Below are 15,209 nucleotides of genomic sequence, written 5' to 3'. Positions count from 1 at the left end.
CGGTCAATGTGGGAGCTGGCTTGCCTGCGATAGCGGTGGGTCAGCTGCACATGTATCAACTGGAAGGCCGCTATCGCAGGCAAGCCAGCTCCCACATTTTGATCACTGTTTGCCTGGGAATTCAGTGTGCAGTCGATCCAACAGCGCATCCTTGTCTTCCCACAGCTTATTGATCCACCCCTGAAACGCCGTCCGATACTCCCCATCCTGCTCATAATTCTTTCCAATAAACGCGGCCGGGATCTGCACCTCTTCAAACTGCACCACCACGTCCTGCACATTCCCGCACAGCAAATCCCAATACCCAGGGCGGCCGGCCGGGTAGTGAATGGTCACGTTGACCAGTGACTTCAACTGCTCACCCATGGCATCCAGCACAAACGCGATACCGCCTGCCTTGGGCTTGAGCAGGTAACGGAACGGCGACTTCTGCTGTGCATGCTTGCCCGTCGTGAACCGCGTACCTTCGGCAAAGTTGAAGATGCCCACCGGGTTGTCGCGAAACTTCGCACAGGTCTTACGGGTGGTTTCCAGGTCCTTGCCTTTCTTCTCCGGGTGCTTTTCCAGGTACGCCTTGGTGTAGCGCTTCATGAATGGAAAGCCCAGTGCCCACCACGCCAGGCCAATCACCGGCACCCAGATCAGTTCCTGCTTGAGGAAGAACTTGAGTGGACGAACCCGCCGATTGAGCACGTATTGCAACACCATGATGTCCACCCAGCTCTGGTGGTTGCTGGTCACCAGGTACGAGTGCTGGTAATCCAGCCCCTCCAGGCCGGTCACGTGCCAGCGCGTGCGCCGCACCAGGTTCATCCAACCCTTGTTGTTGGTGACCCAGGCCTCGTGAGTGTGGTTCATCAGCCATTCACTGAAGCGCTTGGCAAACGGCAAGGCCTTGAACAGCGCGACGATGAACAGGAACGAACACAGCAGGATCGTGTTCAGCGCCAACAATAGCGATGCGATTACCCCGCGCACGGCAGTAGGTAGAAAATCCAGCATTTAGATATCCATAGGTCGGTTGGCGGCTTGGATCGCAGTCAGCGCGATGGTGTACACAATGTCGTCTACCTGGGCGCCGCGTGGCAGGTCGTTGACCGGTTTGCGCAGGCCCTGGAGCATTGGCCCCAGGCTCACGCAATCGGCGCTGCGCTGCACGGCCTTGTGCGTGGTGTTGCCGGTGTTGAGGTCGGGGAACACGAACACCGTGGCCTTGCCGGCGACCTGGCTGTTGGGCGCCAGTTGCCGGGCTACGGTTTCGTTGGCGGCGGCGTCGTATTGCAGCGGGCCGTCGATCAGCAGTGAGCTTTGTTGCTCGTGTGCGAGCAGCGTGGCTTCGCGGACTTTCTCAACTTCTTCGCCACTGGCCGAATCGCCGCTGGAATAGCTGATCATCGCCACGCGCGGGGTGATGCCGAACGCCGCCGCCGAGTCGGCGCTTTGCAAGGCAATCTCTGCCAGCTCGGCGGCGCTTGGGTGCGGGTTCATCACGCAGTCGCCGTACACCAGCACCTGCTCGGGGAACAGCATGAAGAACACCGACGACACCAGCGTGCAGCCCGGCGCCGTCTTGATCAACTGCAGGGCAGGGCGGATGGTGTTGGCAGTGGAATGAATGACGCCGGAGACCAGGCCGTCCACTTCATCCAGGGCGAGCATCATGGTGGCGATCACCACGGTGTCTTCCAGTTGCTGCTCGGCCATCGGCGCGTTGAGACTCTTGCTCTTGCGCAGGGCCACCATCGGTTCGACGTAGCGCTGGCGGATCAGGTCCGGGTCGAGAATCTCCAGGCCTTCGGGCAATTCGATGCCTTGGGCGCGGGCGACCGCTTCCACATCAGCCGGCTTGGCCAGCAACACGCAGCGGGCGATGCCACGCGCCTGGCAGATCGCGGCGGCTTGCACGGTGAGCGGCTCGCTGCCTTCGGGCAGCACGATACGCTTGTTGGCAGCCTGGGCGCGCTGGATCAACTGGTAGCGGAACACGGCGGGCGACAGGCGCATTTCCCGTGGCGTGCCGCAGCGTTGGTGCAGCCAGCGTGCATCGAGGTGGCTGGCGACGAAGTCGGTGATGATCTCGGCGCGTTCGCGGTCGTCGATGGGGATTTCTTTGTTCAGGCTATTGAGCTGGTTGGCGGTGTCGTAGGAGCCGGTGCTCACCGACAGCACCGGCAGCCCGGCCTGGAACGCGCCACGGCACAGGTCCATGATGCGCGGGTCGGGCAGGGTGTCGCTGGTCAGCAACAGGCCGGCCAGGGGCACGCCGTTGATCGCGGCCAGGCTGACGGCGAGGATGATGTCGTCGCGATCGCCGGGGGTTACCACCAAGACGCCGGGTTTGAGCAGCTCCACGGTGTTACGCATGGTGCGCGCGCAGATGATGATCTTGGTCATGCGCCGGCTTTCGTAGTCGCCGGCGTTGAGGATCTGCGCACCCATCAGGTCAGCCACGTCGCGGGTGCGCGGGGCGTTGAGTTCCGGCTGGTAGGGGATGCAGCCGAGCAGGCGGAAATCGCCGCTGCGCAGCAATGGCGAGTGTTCTTTCAGGCGGGCCGAGAACACCTCCATGCTTTCGTCGGTGCGCACCTTGTTGAGGATCACACCCAGCACTTTCGGGTCTTTCGGGCCACCAAACAGCTGGGCCTGTAATTCCACGCGCCCGGAGAGTTCGGTGAGCACTTCGTTTTCCGGTGCGGAGACCAGGATCACTTCCGCATCGAGGCTCTTGGCCAGGTGCAGGTTGACCCGCGCCGCATAGCTGGCGCTGCGGGTGGGCACCATGCCTTCGACGATCAGCACGTCCTTGCCCACGGCGGCTTGCTGGTACAGGGTGATGATTTCTTCGAGCAGTTCGTCGAGCTGGCCGTCGCCGAGCATGCGCTCTACGTGCGCCAGGCCCAGCGGCTGCGGCGGTTTGAGGCCGTGGGTGCGCGCCACTAGCTCGGTGGAGCGTTCGGGGCCGGTGTCGCCCGGATGCGGTTGGGCAATCGGCTTGAAGAAGCCGACTTTCAGCCCGGCTCGTTCAAGGGTACGCACCAGCCCAAGGCTGATGGAGGTCAGACCCACACCAAAATCGGTGGGCGCGATAAAAAAAGTCTGCATGCGAATTCTCTGGAGGTGCATGGCTTCGGTGGCGCCCTATGACTGAGTGCCTACCGGTGATCAGGCGCCAAGGTTATCGTTATTCGCGTGCTTGCGCACACCAGCCGCACGCAAAGGGCTGACCTATTTTCTCAAGGCGTTGCGCCGGGTCGAGCACCCAGGCGCGGGACTGCCAGGGCGGCTGGTGGCGCAGGTGTTGGGTATGGCCGCAGGACAGCTCGGCCACCCAGTGCTGGTCGTCGTCCAAGTGGAACCCGATGATGAAGGATGCCGTCGATCGGCCCCGTCTGTCCGGGTTCTGTTCGCTTTCGGGCAAATCCTTGTTTAGACTTGTCCGTTCTTCATTCTTATGCAAAAGGTCTCGCCCCATGACGATCGCCGCTAACAAGGCTGTCTCCATCGACTATACCCTGACCAACGACGCTGGTGAGGTCATCGACAGCTCCGCCGGCGGCGCGCCGCTGGTCTACCTGCAAGGCGCAGGTAACATCATCCCAGGCCTGGAAAAGGCACTGGAAGGCAAGAACGTCGGTGATGAGCTGACCGTTGCCGTAGAACCTGAAGATGCCTATGGCGAGTACTCGGCCGAACTGGTCAGCACCCTGAGCCGCAGCATGTTCGAAGGCGTCGACGAACTGGAAGTGGGCATGCAGTTCCACGCTTCCGCGCCGGACGGCCAAATGCAGATCGTCACCATCCGTGACCTGGACGGCGACGACGTGACCGTCGACGGCAACCACCCTCTGGCTGGCCAGCGCCTGAACTTCCAAGTGAAGATCGTTGCCATCCGCGACGCTTCCCAGGAAGAAGTGGCTCACGGCCACGTCCACGGTGAAGGCGGTCACCACCATTGATTGTGGTTTGATCAATAGGTAGCCAAAAGCCCCGACCTGTTCGGGGCTTTTTTTGTGCCTGAGAATGTATGCGGTCAAAAAATGTGGGAGCGGGCTTGCCCGCGATGGCGGTGGGCCAGAAACCCATATCAAGCTGATCCACCGCTATCGCAGGCAAGCCAGCTCCCACACAAGCCTGCTCCCGCGTTTTGATCTGTGTTTCCGAATATGAGGCACAAACAAAAATGCCCCGGACCTTTCGGTACGGGGCATTTCTTAACTGTTACGCAACCTGGATTGCGTGGCAGTTGTTACCACTTAGGCTGCTGCAGCGACGTTCAGAGCCTTGATGTGGCCATTCAGGCGGCTCTTATGACGAGCGGCCTTGTTCTTGTGGATGATGCCTTTATCGGCCATACGGTCGATAACAGGCACAGCCAGAACGTAAGCAGCTTGAGCTTTTTCAGCGTCTTTGGTGTCGATGGCTTTAACTACATTCTTGATGTAGGTACGAACCATGGAACGCAGGCTGGCGTTGTGGCTGCGACGCTTCTCAGCCTGTTTTGCACGTTTTTTGGCGGAAGGTGTGTTGGCCACCGTCGAGCTCCTCGAAAGACTTTTTAGGAAATAGCAAACAAAATAGGCCGCGAATCATGCCGATGACTTGATGGGTTGTCAAGGGCGGCTGATGCGAACTGCTGAGTGGTCGATCTGAAGAGGCGGGTGATTTATTTCCGGCGCTTGACCTGTAAACTCGCGAGCTTTGGCTCTGTGCTGTTGCAGGCGCGCAGTATCGCATAAGTGGGCGCGTTGTTCGCCTGCTGTTTATCTAATAGGCGCAAACTCTTTCAATGAACCTCCTCAAATCGTTGGCCGCCGTCAGCTCTATCACGATGATCTCCCGGGTATTGGGGTTTGTGCGTGACACTCTGCTGGCGCGTATTTTTGGCGCCAGCATGGCCACGGATGCCTTCTTCATCGCCTTCAAACTGCCCAACCTGTTGCGAAGGATCTTCGCCGAAGGCGCATTTTCCCAGGCCTTCGTGCCGATCCTGGCCGAATACAAGACCCAGCAAGGCGAGGAAGCCACTCGCACCTTTATTGCCTACGTATCGGGCTTGCTGACCCTGGTGTTGATGCTGGTGACTGTCGTCGGCATGCTCGCCGCCCCCTGGGTGATCTGGGCCACGGCCCCCGGATTTGCCAATACCCCGGAAAAATTCGCGCTGACCGCCGACCTGCTGCGGGTAACCTTTCCTTATATATTGCTGATCTCACTGTCATCCCTGGCCGGTGCGATCCTCAACACCTGGAACCGCTTCTCGGTGCCCGCATTCGTGCCGACCCTGTTGAACGTCAGCATGATCATCTTCGCGCTGTTCCTCACGCCGTACTTCGACCCGCCAGTGATGGCCCTGGGCTGGGCCGTACTGGCGGGTGGTCTGGCGCAACTGCTCTACCAACTGCCGCACCTGAAGAAGATCGGCATGCTCGTGCTGCCACGCCTGAACCTCAAGGACTCCGGCGTGTGGCGCGTGATGCGCAACATGCTGCCGGCGATCCTCGGGGTGTCGGTGAGCCAGATTTCGCTGATCATCAACACGGCGTTCGCCTCGCTGCTGGTCTCGGGCTCGGTGTCGTGGATGTACTACGCCGATCGCCTGATGGAGCTGCCGTCCGGCGTATTGGGTGTGGCCCTGGGTACGATTCTGCTGCCGACCCTGTCACGCACCTATGCCAGCAAGGACCGTCAGGAATACTCGCGCATCCTCGATTGGGGCCTGCGCCTGTGCTTTGTGCTGGTGCTGCCATGCTCTCTGGCCCTGGGGATCCTGGCCGAGCCGTTGACCGTCTCGCTGTTCCAATACGGCCAATTCAGCGCGTTTGACGCGTCCATGACCCAGCGTGCACTGATCGCCTATTCTGTTGGTCTGCTCGGCATCATCGTGATCAAGGTGCTGGCGCCGGGCTTCTATGCCCAGCAAAACATCCGTACGCCGGTGAAAATCGCGGTATTCACGTTAATCGTCACCCAACTGCTCAACCTGGTGTTTATCGGTCCGCTGGCCCATGCCGGTCTGGCGTTGGCCATCAGTGCCGGGGCGTGCATCAATGCTGGCCTGCTGTTCTACCAACTGCGCAAGCAGCAGATGTTCCTGCCGCAGCCGGGCTGGGGCATGTTTGCCCTCAAGCTGTTGGTGGCGGTGGCGGCGATGTCGGCGGTATTGCTGGGGTTGATGCACTTCATGCCCGCCTGGGACACAGGCCCTATGCTGGAACGCTTCCTGCGCCTTGGCGTGCTGGTGGTCGCTGGCGTAGTGGTGTACTTCGGGATGTTGCTGCTGCAGGGCTTCCGTCTGCGGGATTTCAATCGCAAGTCCTTGGGGTAGAGACTTTGCCGCGATAAAACGGGTGTTTTATCGATTCAATCCATTTGGCCTGTTCTGTTGCCTGTCGTCCGGGGCCGGGTGTGGTTATAATCGACCACTTTATGAGCAAGAAGCGCGTTATGCAGCTGGTTCGAGGTCTCCACAACCTGCGCCCCCAGCATCGGGGCTGCGTCGCCACTATTGGCAACTTTGACGGTGTTCACCGTGGTCACCAGGCTATCCTGGCGCGGCTGCGTGAGCGGGCGGTCGAGTTGGGCGTGCCCAGCTGCGTGGTGATTTTTGAGCCACAGCCGCGGGAATATTTCAGCCCTGAGACGGCGCCGGCACGCCTGGCTCGTTTGCGGGACAAGCTGCAACTGCTGGCCGAAGAAGGCGTGGACCGCGTCCTCTGCCTGGCTTTCAACCAGCGCCTGCAAAGCCTCAGCGCCGCCGAGTTCGTCGACCGTATCCTGGTGGATGGCCTGGGCGTACAGCACTTGGAGGTCGGCGACGACTTCCGTTTTGGTTGCGACCGCGTCGGTGATTTCGATTTCCTGCAGCACGCTGGCGTCAGCCAGGGTTTTACCGTCGAAGCCGCGCAAACCGTCGAACTGGACGGCCTGCGCGTGAGCAGCACCCAGGTACGTAACGCCCTGGCCGCTGCCGACTTCGCCTTGGCCGAGCGCTTGCTCGGTCGCCCGTTCCGCATTGCCGGACGGGTACTGCACGGCCAGAAGCTGGCGCGCCAACTGGGCACGCCAACCGCCAACGTGCAACTCAAGCGCCGTCGCGTGCCGCTGACCGGGGTTTACCTGGTGAGCGTCGACATCGACGGTCAATCGTGGCCGGGAGTCGCCAACATAGGCGTCAGGCCCACGGTTGCAGGTGATGGCAAGGCCCACCTGGAGGTTCACCTTTTGGATTTTGCCGGTGATCTGTATGACCGGCGTTTGACGGTGGTTTTCCACCAGAAGCTGCGTGAAGAGCAGCGTTTCGCCTCCCTTGAGGCGTTGAAAGCGGCGATCAATGCGGATGTCGCCGCCGCCCGTGCACTAGCCGCACCTAGCGCCCATCGCTAACCGAAGAGCCTTAAATGACCGACTATAAAGCCACGCTAAACCTTCCGGACACCGCCTTCCCAATGAAGGCCGGCCTGCCACAGCGCGAACCGCAGATCCTGCAGCGCTGGGACAGTATTGGCCTGTACGGAAAGTTGCGCGAAATTGGCAAGGATCGTCCGAAATTCGTCCTGCACGACGGCCCTCCTTATGCCAACGGCACGATTCACATCGGTCATGCGCTGAACAAAATCCTCAAGGACATGATCCTGCGCTCGAAAACCCTGTCGGGCTTCGATGCGCCGTACGTGCCGGGCTGGGACTGCCACGGCCTGCCGATCGAGCACAAAGTCGAAGTGACCTACGGCAAGAACCTGGGCGCGGATAAAACCCGCGAACTGTGCCGTGCCTACGCCACCGAGCAGATCGAAGGCCAGAAGTCCGAATTCATCCGTCTGGGCGTGCTGGGCGAGTGGGACAACCCGTACAAGACCATGAACTTCAAGAACGAGGCCGGTGAAATCCGTGCCTTGGCCGAAATCGTCAAGGGCGGTTTCGTGTTCAAGGGCCTTAAGCCCGTGAACTGGTGCTTCGACTGCGGTTCGGCCCTGGCCGAAGCGGAAGTCGAGTACGAAGACAAGAAGTCCTCGACCATCGATGTGGCCTTCCCGATCGCCGACGACGCCAAGCTGGCCGAGGCCTTTGGCCTGGCTAGCCTGAGCAAGCCTGCGGCCATCGTGATCTGGACCACCACCCCATGGACCATCCCTGCCAACCAGGCGCTGAACGTGCACCCGGAGTTCACCTACGCCCTGGTGGACGTCGGTGATCGCCTGCTGGTCCTGGCCGAGGAAATGGTTGAAGCCTGCCTGGCCCGTTACGAGCTGCAAGGTTCGGTGATCGCCACCACCACCGGCTCTGCGCTGGAACTGATCAACTTCCGTCACCCGTTCTACGACCGTCTGTCGCCGGTGTACCTGGCTGACTACGTCGAACTGGGTTCGGGTACTGGCATCGTTCACTGCTCGCCCGCCTATGGCGTGGACGACTTCGTGATCTGCAAGAAGTACGGCCTGGTCAACGATGACATCATCAACCCGGTGCAAAGCAACGGCGTGTATGTGCCGTCGCTGGAGTTCTTCGGCGGCCAGTTCATCTTCAAGGCCGACCAGCCGATCATCGAAAAACTGCGTGAAGTCGGTGCGCTGATGCAAACCGCCACCATCCAGCACAGCTATATGCATTGCTGGCGTCACAAGACTCCGCTGATCTACCGCGCGACTGCGCAGTGGTTCATCGGGATGGACAAAGCGCCCACCAGCGGCGACACCCTGCGTGTGCGCTCGCTCAAAGCCATCGAAGACACCAAGTTTGTTCCGGCCTGGGGCCAGGCGCGCCTGCACTCGATGATCGCCAATCGTCCCGACTGGTGCATCTCCCGCCAGCGTAACTGGGGCGTGCCGATCCCGTTCTTCCTGAACAAGGAAAGCGGCGAGCTGCATCCACGTACCGTCGAACTGATGGAAGAAGTGGCCCAGCGCGTTGAGCAGGAAGGCATCGAAGCCTGGTTCAAGCTGGACGCTGCCGAACTGCTGGGCGACGAAGCGCCGCAGTACGACAAGATCAGCGACACCCTCGACGTCTGGTTCGACTCGGGCACCACCCACTGGCACGTCCTGCGCGGCTCGCACCCGATGGGCCACGAGACCGGCCCGCGTGCCGACCTGTACCTGGAAGGCTCGGACCAACACCGTGGCTGGTTCCACTCGTCGTTGCTCACCGGTTGCGCCATCGACAACCACGCACCGTACCGCGAACTGCTGACCCACGGCTTCACCGTCGATGAGACGGGTCGCAAGATGTCCAAGTCGCTGAAGAACGTGATCGAGCCGAAAAAGATCAACGACACCCTGGGCGCCGACATCATGCGTCTGTGGGTAGCGTCGACCGACTACTCGGGCGAGATCGCCGTGTCGGACCAGATCCTGGCCCGCAGCGCCGATGCCTACCGCCGTATCCGCAATACCGCACGCTTCCTGCTGTCGAACCTGACCGGTTTCAACCCGGCCACCGACATCCTGCCGGCCGAGGACATGCTTGCCCTCGACCGTTGGGCCGTCGACCGTACCCTGTTGCTGCAACGCGAACTGCAGGAAAACTACGGCGAATACCGCTTCTGGAACGTGTACTCGAAGATCCACAACTTCTGCGTCCAGGAGCTGGGTGGTTTCTACCTCGACATCATCAAGGACCGCCAGTACACCACCGGCGCCAACAGCAAGGCGCGCCGTTCGGCGCAGACCGCGCTGTTCCACATCTCTGAAGCGCTGGTGCGCTGGATCGCACCGATCCTGGCCTTCACCGCCGACGAACTGTGGGAATACCTGCCGGGCGAGCGCAACGAGTCCGTGATGCTCAACACCTGGTACGAAGGCCTGACCGAACTGCCGGCCGACTTCGAACTGGGCCGCGAGTACTGGGAAGGCGTAATGGCCGTCAAGGTCGCGGTAAACAAGGAGCTGGAAGTGCAGCGTGCGGCCAAGGCCGTCGGTGGCAACCTGCAAGCCGAAGTCACCCTGTTTGCCGAGGAAGGCCTGACCGCCGACCTGGCCAAGCTGAGCAACGAACTGCGCTTCGTACTGATCACTTCGACCGCCAGCCTGGCGCCGTTTGCCCAGGCACCGGCAGACGCCGTGGCCACCGAAGTGCCGGGCCTCAAGCTCAAAGTGGTCAAGTCGGCTTTCGCCAAGTGCGCCCGTTGCTGGCACTGCCGTGAAGACGTCGGCGTGAATCCTGAGCATCCGGAAATCTGCGGCCGTTGCGTCGACAACATCTCGGGTACTGGCGAGGTTCGCCACTATGCCTAAAGCCAGTCGTTTTGGACGTCTGGGTTGGCTCGTACTGAGCGTGCTGGTCCTGGTCATCGACCAGGTCAGCAAGGCTCACTTCGAAGGCGCCTTGCAGATGTACCAGCAGATCGTGGTCATTCCCGACTACTTCAGCTGGACCCTGGCCTACAACACCGGCGCTGCCTTCAGCTTCCTGGCTGACAGCTCCGGCTGGCAGCGCTGGCTGTTCGCCGTGATCGCCGTGGTGGTCAGTGCGGTGCTGGTGGTGTGGCTCAAGCGCCTGGGCCGTGATGACACCTGGCTCGCCATCGCCCTGGCCTTGGTGCTGGGCGGCGCGCTGGGCAACCTGTACGACCGCATTGCCCTGGGCCATGTGATCGACTTCATTCTGGTGCATTGGCAGAACCGCTGGTACTTCCCGGCGTTCAACTTTGCCGACAGCGCCATCACCGTCGGTGCAATCATGCTGGCGTTGGATATGTTCAAAAGCAAGAAAACCGGAGAGACCGTCAATGACTGATCAGGTATTGGCTGAACAACGCATCGGCCAGAACACGGAAGTCACTTTGCATTTCGCACTGCGCCTGGAAAACGGCGACACGGTCGACAGCACGTTCGACAAGACCCCGGCGACCTTCAAGGTCGGCGACGGCAACCTGCTACCGGGTTTCGAAGCGGCCCTCTTCGGTTTCAAGGCCGGCGACAAGCGTACCCTGCAGATCCTGCCGGAAAACGCCTTTGGCCAGCCGAACCCGCAAAACGTGCAGATCATCCCGCGTTCGCAGTTCCAGGACATGGACCTGTCGGAAGGCCTGCTGGTGATCTTCAACGATGCAGCGAACACCGAACTGCCGGGCGTGGTGAAAACCTTCGATGACGCGCAAGTGACCGTCGATTTCAACCACCCGTTGGCCGGTAAAACCTTGACCTTTGACGTTGAAATCATCGACGTTAAAGCGATCTGACTGACGAAACCAGCTCCTGTGGGGGCTGGCCTGTGTAGGAGCCGGCTTGCCGGCGATGCAGACGCCCCGGTGTATAGGTTTCACCGCGGTGATGGTATCGCCGGCAAGCCGGCTCCTACAGGATTCGGCGCTCGCAGGGGCCCGAATTGATCCAACTTCTTGCCCAGCAAGACACGAGGCACAGCATGCAAATCAAACTCGCCAACCCCCGTGGCTTCTGCGCCGGCGTGGACCGGGCGATCGAAATCGTCAACCGCGCCCTGGAAGTCTTCGGGCCGCCGATCTATGTGCGCCATGAAGTCGTCCACAACAAATTCGTGGTCGAAGACCTGCGCGCACGCGGCGCCATCTTTGTCGAAGAGTTGGACCAGGTGCCGGACGACGTGATCGTCATTTTCAGCGCCCACGGCGTTTCCCAGGCGGTGCGTACCGAAGCGGCAGGCCGTGGCCTGAAAGTCTTCGATGCCACCTGCCCATTGGTCACCAAGGTGCACATCGAAGTCGCGCGCTACAGCCGTGATGGCCGCGAGTGCATTCTGATCGGTCACGCCGGCCACCCGGAAGTCGAAGGCACCATGGGCCAGTACGATGCCAGCAATGGCGGCGCTATCTATCTGGTGGAAGACGAAAAAGACGTCGCCAACCTCCAGGTGCATAACCCCGAGCGCCTGGCGTTCGTGACCCAGACCACCTTGTCCATGGACGACACCAGTCGCGTGATCGATGCGCTGCGCAGTCGTTTCCCGGCTATCGGTGGGCCGCGCAAGGACGACATCTGCTACGCCACGCAAAACCGCCAGGACGCGGTCAAGCAACTGGCCAATGAGTGCGACGTGGTCCTGGTGGTGGGTAGCCCCAACAGCTCCAACTCCAACCGCCTACGTGAGCTGGCTGAACGCATGGCAACACCGGCGTATCTGATCGACGGTGCCGAAGACCTGCAACGCAGCTGGTTCGAGGGTGTCGAGCGTATCGGCATCACCGCCGGCGCCTCGGCGCCGGAAGTGCTGGTGCGTGGTGTCATCCAGCAGTTGCACGCATGGGGCGCCACTGGTGCCGATGAACTGGCCGGGCGCGAAGAGAACATCACCTTCTCCATGCCCAAGGAGCTGCGGGTTCGCTCGCTGCTCTGAGTGCCAGGATGTCGGAGCTGCTCCGGCACAGCGCCTGCTCGGCGGCTTCGCTGCGCAGGCTGATGCGCCCACTGGGTGCCAGCACTACCTGATACAGGCTCTGCGCCTGGTCGGCGGCGCATACGTGCACAGTACCGGCTCGAAACCCGCCGCCTGAAAATACCGGTTCGCCCAGCCCGTTGAAGCGGACCTCGTGCTTGACTGGCCCATTTCCCACGATGGGCACTCGACCATCGTCCTGCTGTTCCAGCAGTACCGGGTTGTCATCGTCCAGTTGCCCGCGCCCGCTGACATCCAGAATGACCCGCCAACCCCGGCTCCAGTCCTCTTCCCGTGCGTGAATGATCACCGCGTGATTGCGTGAAATGGCCTCGGTGCGCGCGTAGCGCAGCCCGGCAGTCAAGGAGTGCGCGGCGCTTTGTCGTTGTTGCGACTCAAGCAAACCTTTGAAACCAGGCACGGCAAGGTGCGCCAGAAGGCCGCTCAGGACCAGACTGAGCAGCAGTTCGATCAGGGAAAAACCTCGTTGGGTCATGTGCCGTCCCTCCATGGACGCGACGAACGTTAACGTTGCAGAGGTAGGTATAGCCCCGGGTATTGGGGGGTAAGTGATGGCCTTTATGTCCAAAGTATTTCCCTTTGTTCCGGGAGCAGCGCCAGGCAAAAACCGGCGCTAGTCTTGGCCCGCACAGCAGGAATGCCCTGCTTTTTTTGGCCTTCGACATGGACGACGACGGTAATGCTTACCTGCCCGAACCTATTGTTTCCAAGCATTTTGCCCCGGCGCCAAGCCGGCATGACGTTGATCGAGGTGCTCGTGGCGGTGCTGATACTCGCTATCGGCCTGCTGGGGGCTGCGGTCATGCAACTCAATGCGCTCAAGTACACCGACAGCTCAAGGATGACCAGCCAAGCCAGTTTCATCGCCTATGACATGCTGGATCGTATTCGTGCAAATGCGGGGGCCGATTACGCCTGGGGCCAGGACGAGCGTGCTCCGGCGAGCATCGCTGGGGCCAACGTACGTGATGTGGACCTGCACGATTTCGAAGCCAATATCCTCGGCTTTGCCGGCAAAAGTGCGAAAGGTTCGGTAACGATCAACGCCAATGAAGTGACCGTCAGTATCACTTGGGAGGATAGTCGCGGTACTCACCGCCCTGGAGCACGGGAGACCTTCACCTTGACCAGTCGCATTGGCAGCGAACCGCGGGTGGCGCCATGAGCGGTTCGGCCAGGGGATTCAGCCTGGTGGAGTTGCTGATCGCCCTGGCCGTCGGGCTGGTGATGGTGCTGGGGATAAGCCAGGTGATGATCAGCGCCCGGGCTACCCAGGCCAGCCAGCAGGCGGCCATGGTGCTTCAGGATGATGCGCGGTTTGTCCTGGGCAAGATGGTTCAGGATATTCGACTTGCCGGCATGTTCGGCTGCCTCGCGCCAGCCTTTATCGATAACGTCCCGCCGGCGTTCGATCACCCTGTCAGTTGGAGTGCAGCGGGCAATGCAAGGTCATTGACGGTGGTCACCGCCGATGTCGGGGAGGGCGGTGGCAAGCCCGATTGGACGGTGCTCTCCGATTGTACCGGGACTGCCCAGGCCTATGTCGGGGCGGCGCCAACCCCGGCGCCCGGGCAGATCCGGTTTGCCATGCGCCAGCTGACTTACACCTTTGAGGGCGGACAGTTGAAGGTCAGCACACCTGCGGCGCCGGCCAAGGCGGTGCTGGTGGATAACGTGCTGGCCTTCGACATGAGTTTTGGTCTGGCAGCCAGCCAGGATTCTTTGCCCGTGGTGCGCTATGACGCCAGCCCGGCCGACGAATCGCTGATACGCAGTGTTCGGCTGCTCCTCACGCTGCGAGATCCGACGGGGCGTGTAAAGGATCAAACCTACAGCGTCGTGGCGGCGCTGCGTAACCGGTTGGGGTAGGGCGATCATGAGGGGGAGTGGCGGCTTTTATTCGCGGCAGGCGGGCCTGGTGTTGCTGATCAGCCTGGTGTTTTTACTGTTGTTGTCCCTGGTCGGTTTGTCATCGATGCGGGGGGCGATGTCCCAGCAGAAAATGGCGGGCAGTGCCTGGCACCGCAATCAATCGTTTCAAAGTGCGGAAAGCGGCCTGTGGGTGGGTGAGTCGATTGTCCAGCGGGCAGGGGGCACGTTGCCGCTCTGCCACTCGATCATCACCTGCGCGCCGCCGAGCGAGTCCGTCTCGGTGGTGGGGGCGGGGACGAATCCGGTTTCAGCGGTCTCCTGGGTGGCGGTGAGCGGAGGGCTTTACGGCGTTCAATCGATAGGGGTGGGCGTGGGGCTGGCGCGTTTGCCGCCACTGACGCCTGCTGCGCTGTTCCGCGTGACAGCAGTGGGATTCAGTGGTCAGTCGCGCACGGTGCTGGAGTCGGTGTTTGCCCGTTTCGACGAGGGCGCGAGCCCGCGCTTCAGGCGGGTTTTGTGGCGGCAACTTCAATAAGGAGTGTTTAAATGGGCAAGGATTGCCAAGGGTTTACCCTGTTCGAGTTATTGGTGGCGGTGACGATTATCGCGTTGTTGGCCGCTATCGCTTACCCCGGGTATACCCGCCATGTAAAAAAGGTCTATCGCGCAGAAATCGTTGCGTTGCTCATCGAGCAGGCCCATCACCTTGAGCGGTTTTATACGAGAAACGGCACTTTTATTGATGCAAACGGCATCAGTGCAGGTAATGATCGCTATAGAATCGACGCTGTATTGAACCCTCAGGATTTCAACCTGGTAGCCATACCTGTCGCCGATGCTGTCATGGCGGGTGATTCCTGCGCAGCGTTCCAGCTGACCAGTACGGGGGAGCGAAGCAACCCTGGCGCAGCATCCGGGCAATCGCGTAAGGCGTGCTGGGGGCAATGATGAGCGTACGGCATGCGTGG

At 61.0% G+C, this 15,209-nt stretch carries 16 protein-coding genes; 11 read left to right on the top strand and 5 right to left on the bottom strand.

Annotated elements, in window-relative coordinates; genetic code table 11:
• Window positions 1-102 precede the first annotated feature (102 nt).
• The 3 genes from M2394_RS07385 to M2394_RS30455 all read right to left on the bottom strand — a co-directional run bounded on the left by M2394_RS07385 (window position 103) and on the right by M2394_RS30455 (window position 3,472).
• Window positions 103-1,002 carry an acyltransferase gene (locus tag M2394_RS07385; RefSeq protein WP_259171986.1) on the bottom strand — a complete coding sequence of 300 codons (900 nt, stop codon included), beginning with the start codon at window positions 1,000-1,002 and terminating at the stop codon, window positions 103-105.
• Window positions 1,003-3,102: a phosphate acetyltransferase gene (gene pta / locus M2394_RS07380; protein WP_176995168.1), complete on the bottom strand. Its 2,100-nt coding sequence runs from the start codon at window positions 3,100-3,102 to the stop codon at window positions 1,003-1,005.
• A 79-nt stretch (window positions 3,103-3,181) separates the two neighbouring features.
• Complete coding sequence (locus M2394_RS30455; protein ID WP_176995259.1) at window positions 3,182-3,472, bottom strand: DUF3565 domain-containing protein; 291 nt, start codon at window positions 3,470-3,472, stop codon at window positions 3,182-3,184.
• Between M2394_RS30455 and M2394_RS07370 the strand changes: the two genes are divergently transcribed.
• Complete coding sequence (locus M2394_RS07370; protein ID WP_003188398.1) at window positions 3,471-3,956, top strand: peptidylprolyl isomerase; 486 nt, start codon at window positions 3,471-3,473, stop codon at window positions 3,954-3,956. The genes M2394_RS30455 and M2394_RS07370 overlap by 2 nt on opposite strands.
• A 297-nt stretch (window positions 3,957-4,253) precedes the next feature.
• On the opposite strand, the gene rpsT is transcribed toward M2394_RS07370, so the two are convergent.
• Window positions 4,254-4,532, bottom strand: a complete 279-nt coding sequence (gene rpsT / locus M2394_RS07365; RefSeq protein ID WP_003171647.1) for a 30S ribosomal protein S20 — start codon at window positions 4,530-4,532, stop codon at window positions 4,254-4,256.
• A 254-nt stretch (window positions 4,533-4,786) separates the two neighbouring features.
• Here rpsT and murJ point away from each other — a divergent pair, with 254 nt between their 5' ends.
• From murJ to ispH, 6 genes are all read left to right on the top strand, one after another.
• Window positions 4,787-6,325 carry a murein biosynthesis integral membrane protein MurJ gene (murJ, locus tag M2394_RS07360; RefSeq protein WP_178919176.1) on the top strand — a complete coding sequence of 513 codons (1,539 nt, stop codon included), beginning with the start codon at window positions 4,787-4,789 and terminating at the stop codon, window positions 6,323-6,325.
• Window positions 6,326-6,444: 119 nt separating this feature from the next.
• Window positions 6,445-7,383 carry a bifunctional riboflavin kinase/FAD synthetase gene (gene ribF, locus M2394_RS07355; RefSeq protein ID WP_259171984.1) on the top strand — a complete coding sequence of 313 codons (939 nt, stop codon included), beginning with the start codon at window positions 6,445-6,447 and terminating at the stop codon, window positions 7,381-7,383.
• A 14-nt stretch (window positions 7,384-7,397) separates the two neighbouring features.
• A complete protein-coding gene (ileS, locus tag M2394_RS07350; protein ID WP_178919172.1) occupies window positions 7,398-10,229 on the top strand; it encodes an isoleucine--tRNA ligase in 2,832 nt (943 codons plus the stop codon).
• On the top strand, window positions 10,222-10,731 hold the full coding sequence (gene lspA, locus M2394_RS07345; protein ID WP_178919171.1) for a signal peptidase II: 510 nt from the start codon (window positions 10,222-10,224) through the stop codon (window positions 10,729-10,731). Before ileS ends, lspA begins: the two co-directional genes overlap by 8 nt.
• Before the next feature lie 7 nt (window positions 10,732-10,738).
• Window positions 10,739-11,176, top strand: a complete 438-nt coding sequence (fkpB, locus tag M2394_RS07340) for an FKBP-type peptidyl-prolyl cis-trans isomerase (protein ID WP_178919297.1) — start codon at window positions 10,739-10,741, stop codon at window positions 11,174-11,176.
• 185 nt (window positions 11,177-11,361) lie between these two features.
• On the top strand, window positions 11,362-12,309 hold the full coding sequence (ispH, locus tag M2394_RS07335) for a 4-hydroxy-3-methylbut-2-enyl diphosphate reductase (protein ID WP_178919169.1): 948 nt from the start codon (window positions 11,362-11,364) through the stop codon (window positions 12,307-12,309).
• On the opposite strand, the gene M2394_RS07330 is transcribed toward ispH, so the two are convergent.
• Window positions 12,263-12,844 carry a GspH/FimT family protein gene (locus tag M2394_RS07330; protein ID WP_178919168.1) on the bottom strand — a complete coding sequence of 194 codons (582 nt, stop codon included), beginning with the start codon at window positions 12,842-12,844 and terminating at the stop codon, window positions 12,263-12,265. The two genes, ispH and M2394_RS07330, sit on opposite strands and share 47 nt — an antisense overlap.
• A 204-nt stretch (window positions 12,845-13,048) precedes the next feature.
• Here M2394_RS07330 and pilV point away from each other — a divergent pair, with 204 nt between their 5' ends.
• From pilV to M2394_RS07310, 4 genes are read left to right on the top strand one after another with little or no spacing between them, the layout of a single operon-like run.
• Window positions 13,049-13,534, top strand: coding sequence for a type IV pilus modification protein PilV (pilV, locus tag M2394_RS07325; RefSeq protein WP_178919165.1), 486 nt, complete (start codon window positions 13,049-13,051; stop codon window positions 13,532-13,534).
• Complete coding sequence (locus tag M2394_RS07320; RefSeq protein WP_259171983.1) at window positions 13,531-14,238, top strand: PilW family protein; 708 nt, start codon at window positions 13,531-13,533, stop codon at window positions 14,236-14,238. The genes pilV and M2394_RS07320 overlap by 4 nt, the downstream gene beginning before the upstream one ends.
• Window positions 14,239-14,245: 7 nt before the next feature.
• On the top strand, window positions 14,246-14,776 hold the full coding sequence (locus M2394_RS07315) for a PilX N-terminal domain-containing pilus assembly protein (RefSeq protein ID WP_259171982.1): 531 nt from the start codon (window positions 14,246-14,248) through the stop codon (window positions 14,774-14,776).
• Window positions 14,777-14,787: 11 nt separating this feature from the next.
• Window positions 14,788-15,189, top strand: coding sequence for a type IV pilin protein (locus tag M2394_RS07310; RefSeq protein WP_259171981.1), 402 nt, complete (start codon window positions 14,788-14,790; stop codon window positions 15,187-15,189).
• The last annotated feature ends 20 nt before the right edge of the window (window positions 15,190-15,209 follow it).

This window comes from Pseudomonas sp. BIGb0164 (assembly GCF_024810135.1).
Classification (GTDB): domain Bacteria; phylum Pseudomonadota; class Gammaproteobacteria; order Pseudomonadales; family Pseudomonadaceae; genus Aquipseudomonas.
This window is presented reverse-complemented; position numbering and strand designations above follow the sequence as displayed.

What these genes read in the sequence shown, in the direction of transcription:
- M2394_RS07330 (WP_178919168.1), bottom strand. Translation starts at nt 12,844, where the DNA reads ATGACCCAACGAGGTTTTTCCCTGATCGAACTGCTGCTCAGTCTGGTC.
- M2394_RS07370 (WP_003188398.1), top strand. Translation starts at nt 3,471, where the DNA reads ATGACGATCGCCGCTAACAAGGCTGTCTCCATCGACTATACCCTGACC.
- murJ (WP_178919176.1), top strand. Translation starts at nt 4,787, where the DNA reads ATGAACCTCCTCAAATCGTTGGCCGCCGTCAGCTCTATCACGATGATC.
- M2394_RS07320 (WP_259171983.1), top strand. Translation starts at nt 13,531, where the DNA reads ATGAGCGGTTCGGCCAGGGGATTCAGCCTGGTGGAGTTGCTGATCGCC.
- ribF (WP_259171984.1), top strand. Translation starts at nt 6,445, where the DNA reads ATGCAGCTGGTTCGAGGTCTCCACAACCTGCGCCCCCAGCATCGGGGC.
- ispH (WP_178919169.1), top strand. Translation starts at nt 11,362, where the DNA reads ATGCAAATCAAACTCGCCAACCCCCGTGGCTTCTGCGCCGGCGTGGAC.
- pta (WP_176995168.1), bottom strand. Translation starts at nt 3,102, where the DNA reads ATGCAGACTTTTTTTATCGCGCCCACCGATTTTGGTGTGGGTCTGACC.
- M2394_RS30455 (WP_176995259.1), bottom strand. Translation starts at nt 3,472, where the DNA reads ATGGGGCGAGACCTTTTGCATAAGAATGAAGAACGGACAAGTCTAAAC.
- M2394_RS07310 (WP_259171981.1), top strand. Translation starts at nt 14,788, where the DNA reads ATGGGCAAGGATTGCCAAGGGTTTACCCTGTTCGAGTTATTGGTGGCG.
- pilV (WP_178919165.1), top strand. Translation starts at nt 13,049, where the DNA reads ATGCTTACCTGCCCGAACCTATTGTTTCCAAGCATTTTGCCCCGGCGC.
- M2394_RS07385 (WP_259171986.1), bottom strand. Translation starts at nt 1,002, where the DNA reads ATGCTGGATTTTCTACCTACTGCCGTGCGCGGGGTAATCGCATCGCTA.
- ileS (WP_178919172.1), top strand. Translation starts at nt 7,398, where the DNA reads ATGACCGACTATAAAGCCACGCTAAACCTTCCGGACACCGCCTTCCCA.
- lspA (WP_178919171.1), top strand. Translation starts at nt 10,222, where the DNA reads ATGCCTAAAGCCAGTCGTTTTGGACGTCTGGGTTGGCTCGTACTGAGC.
- M2394_RS07315 (WP_259171982.1), top strand. Translation starts at nt 14,246, where the DNA reads ATGAGGGGGAGTGGCGGCTTTTATTCGCGGCAGGCGGGCCTGGTGTTG.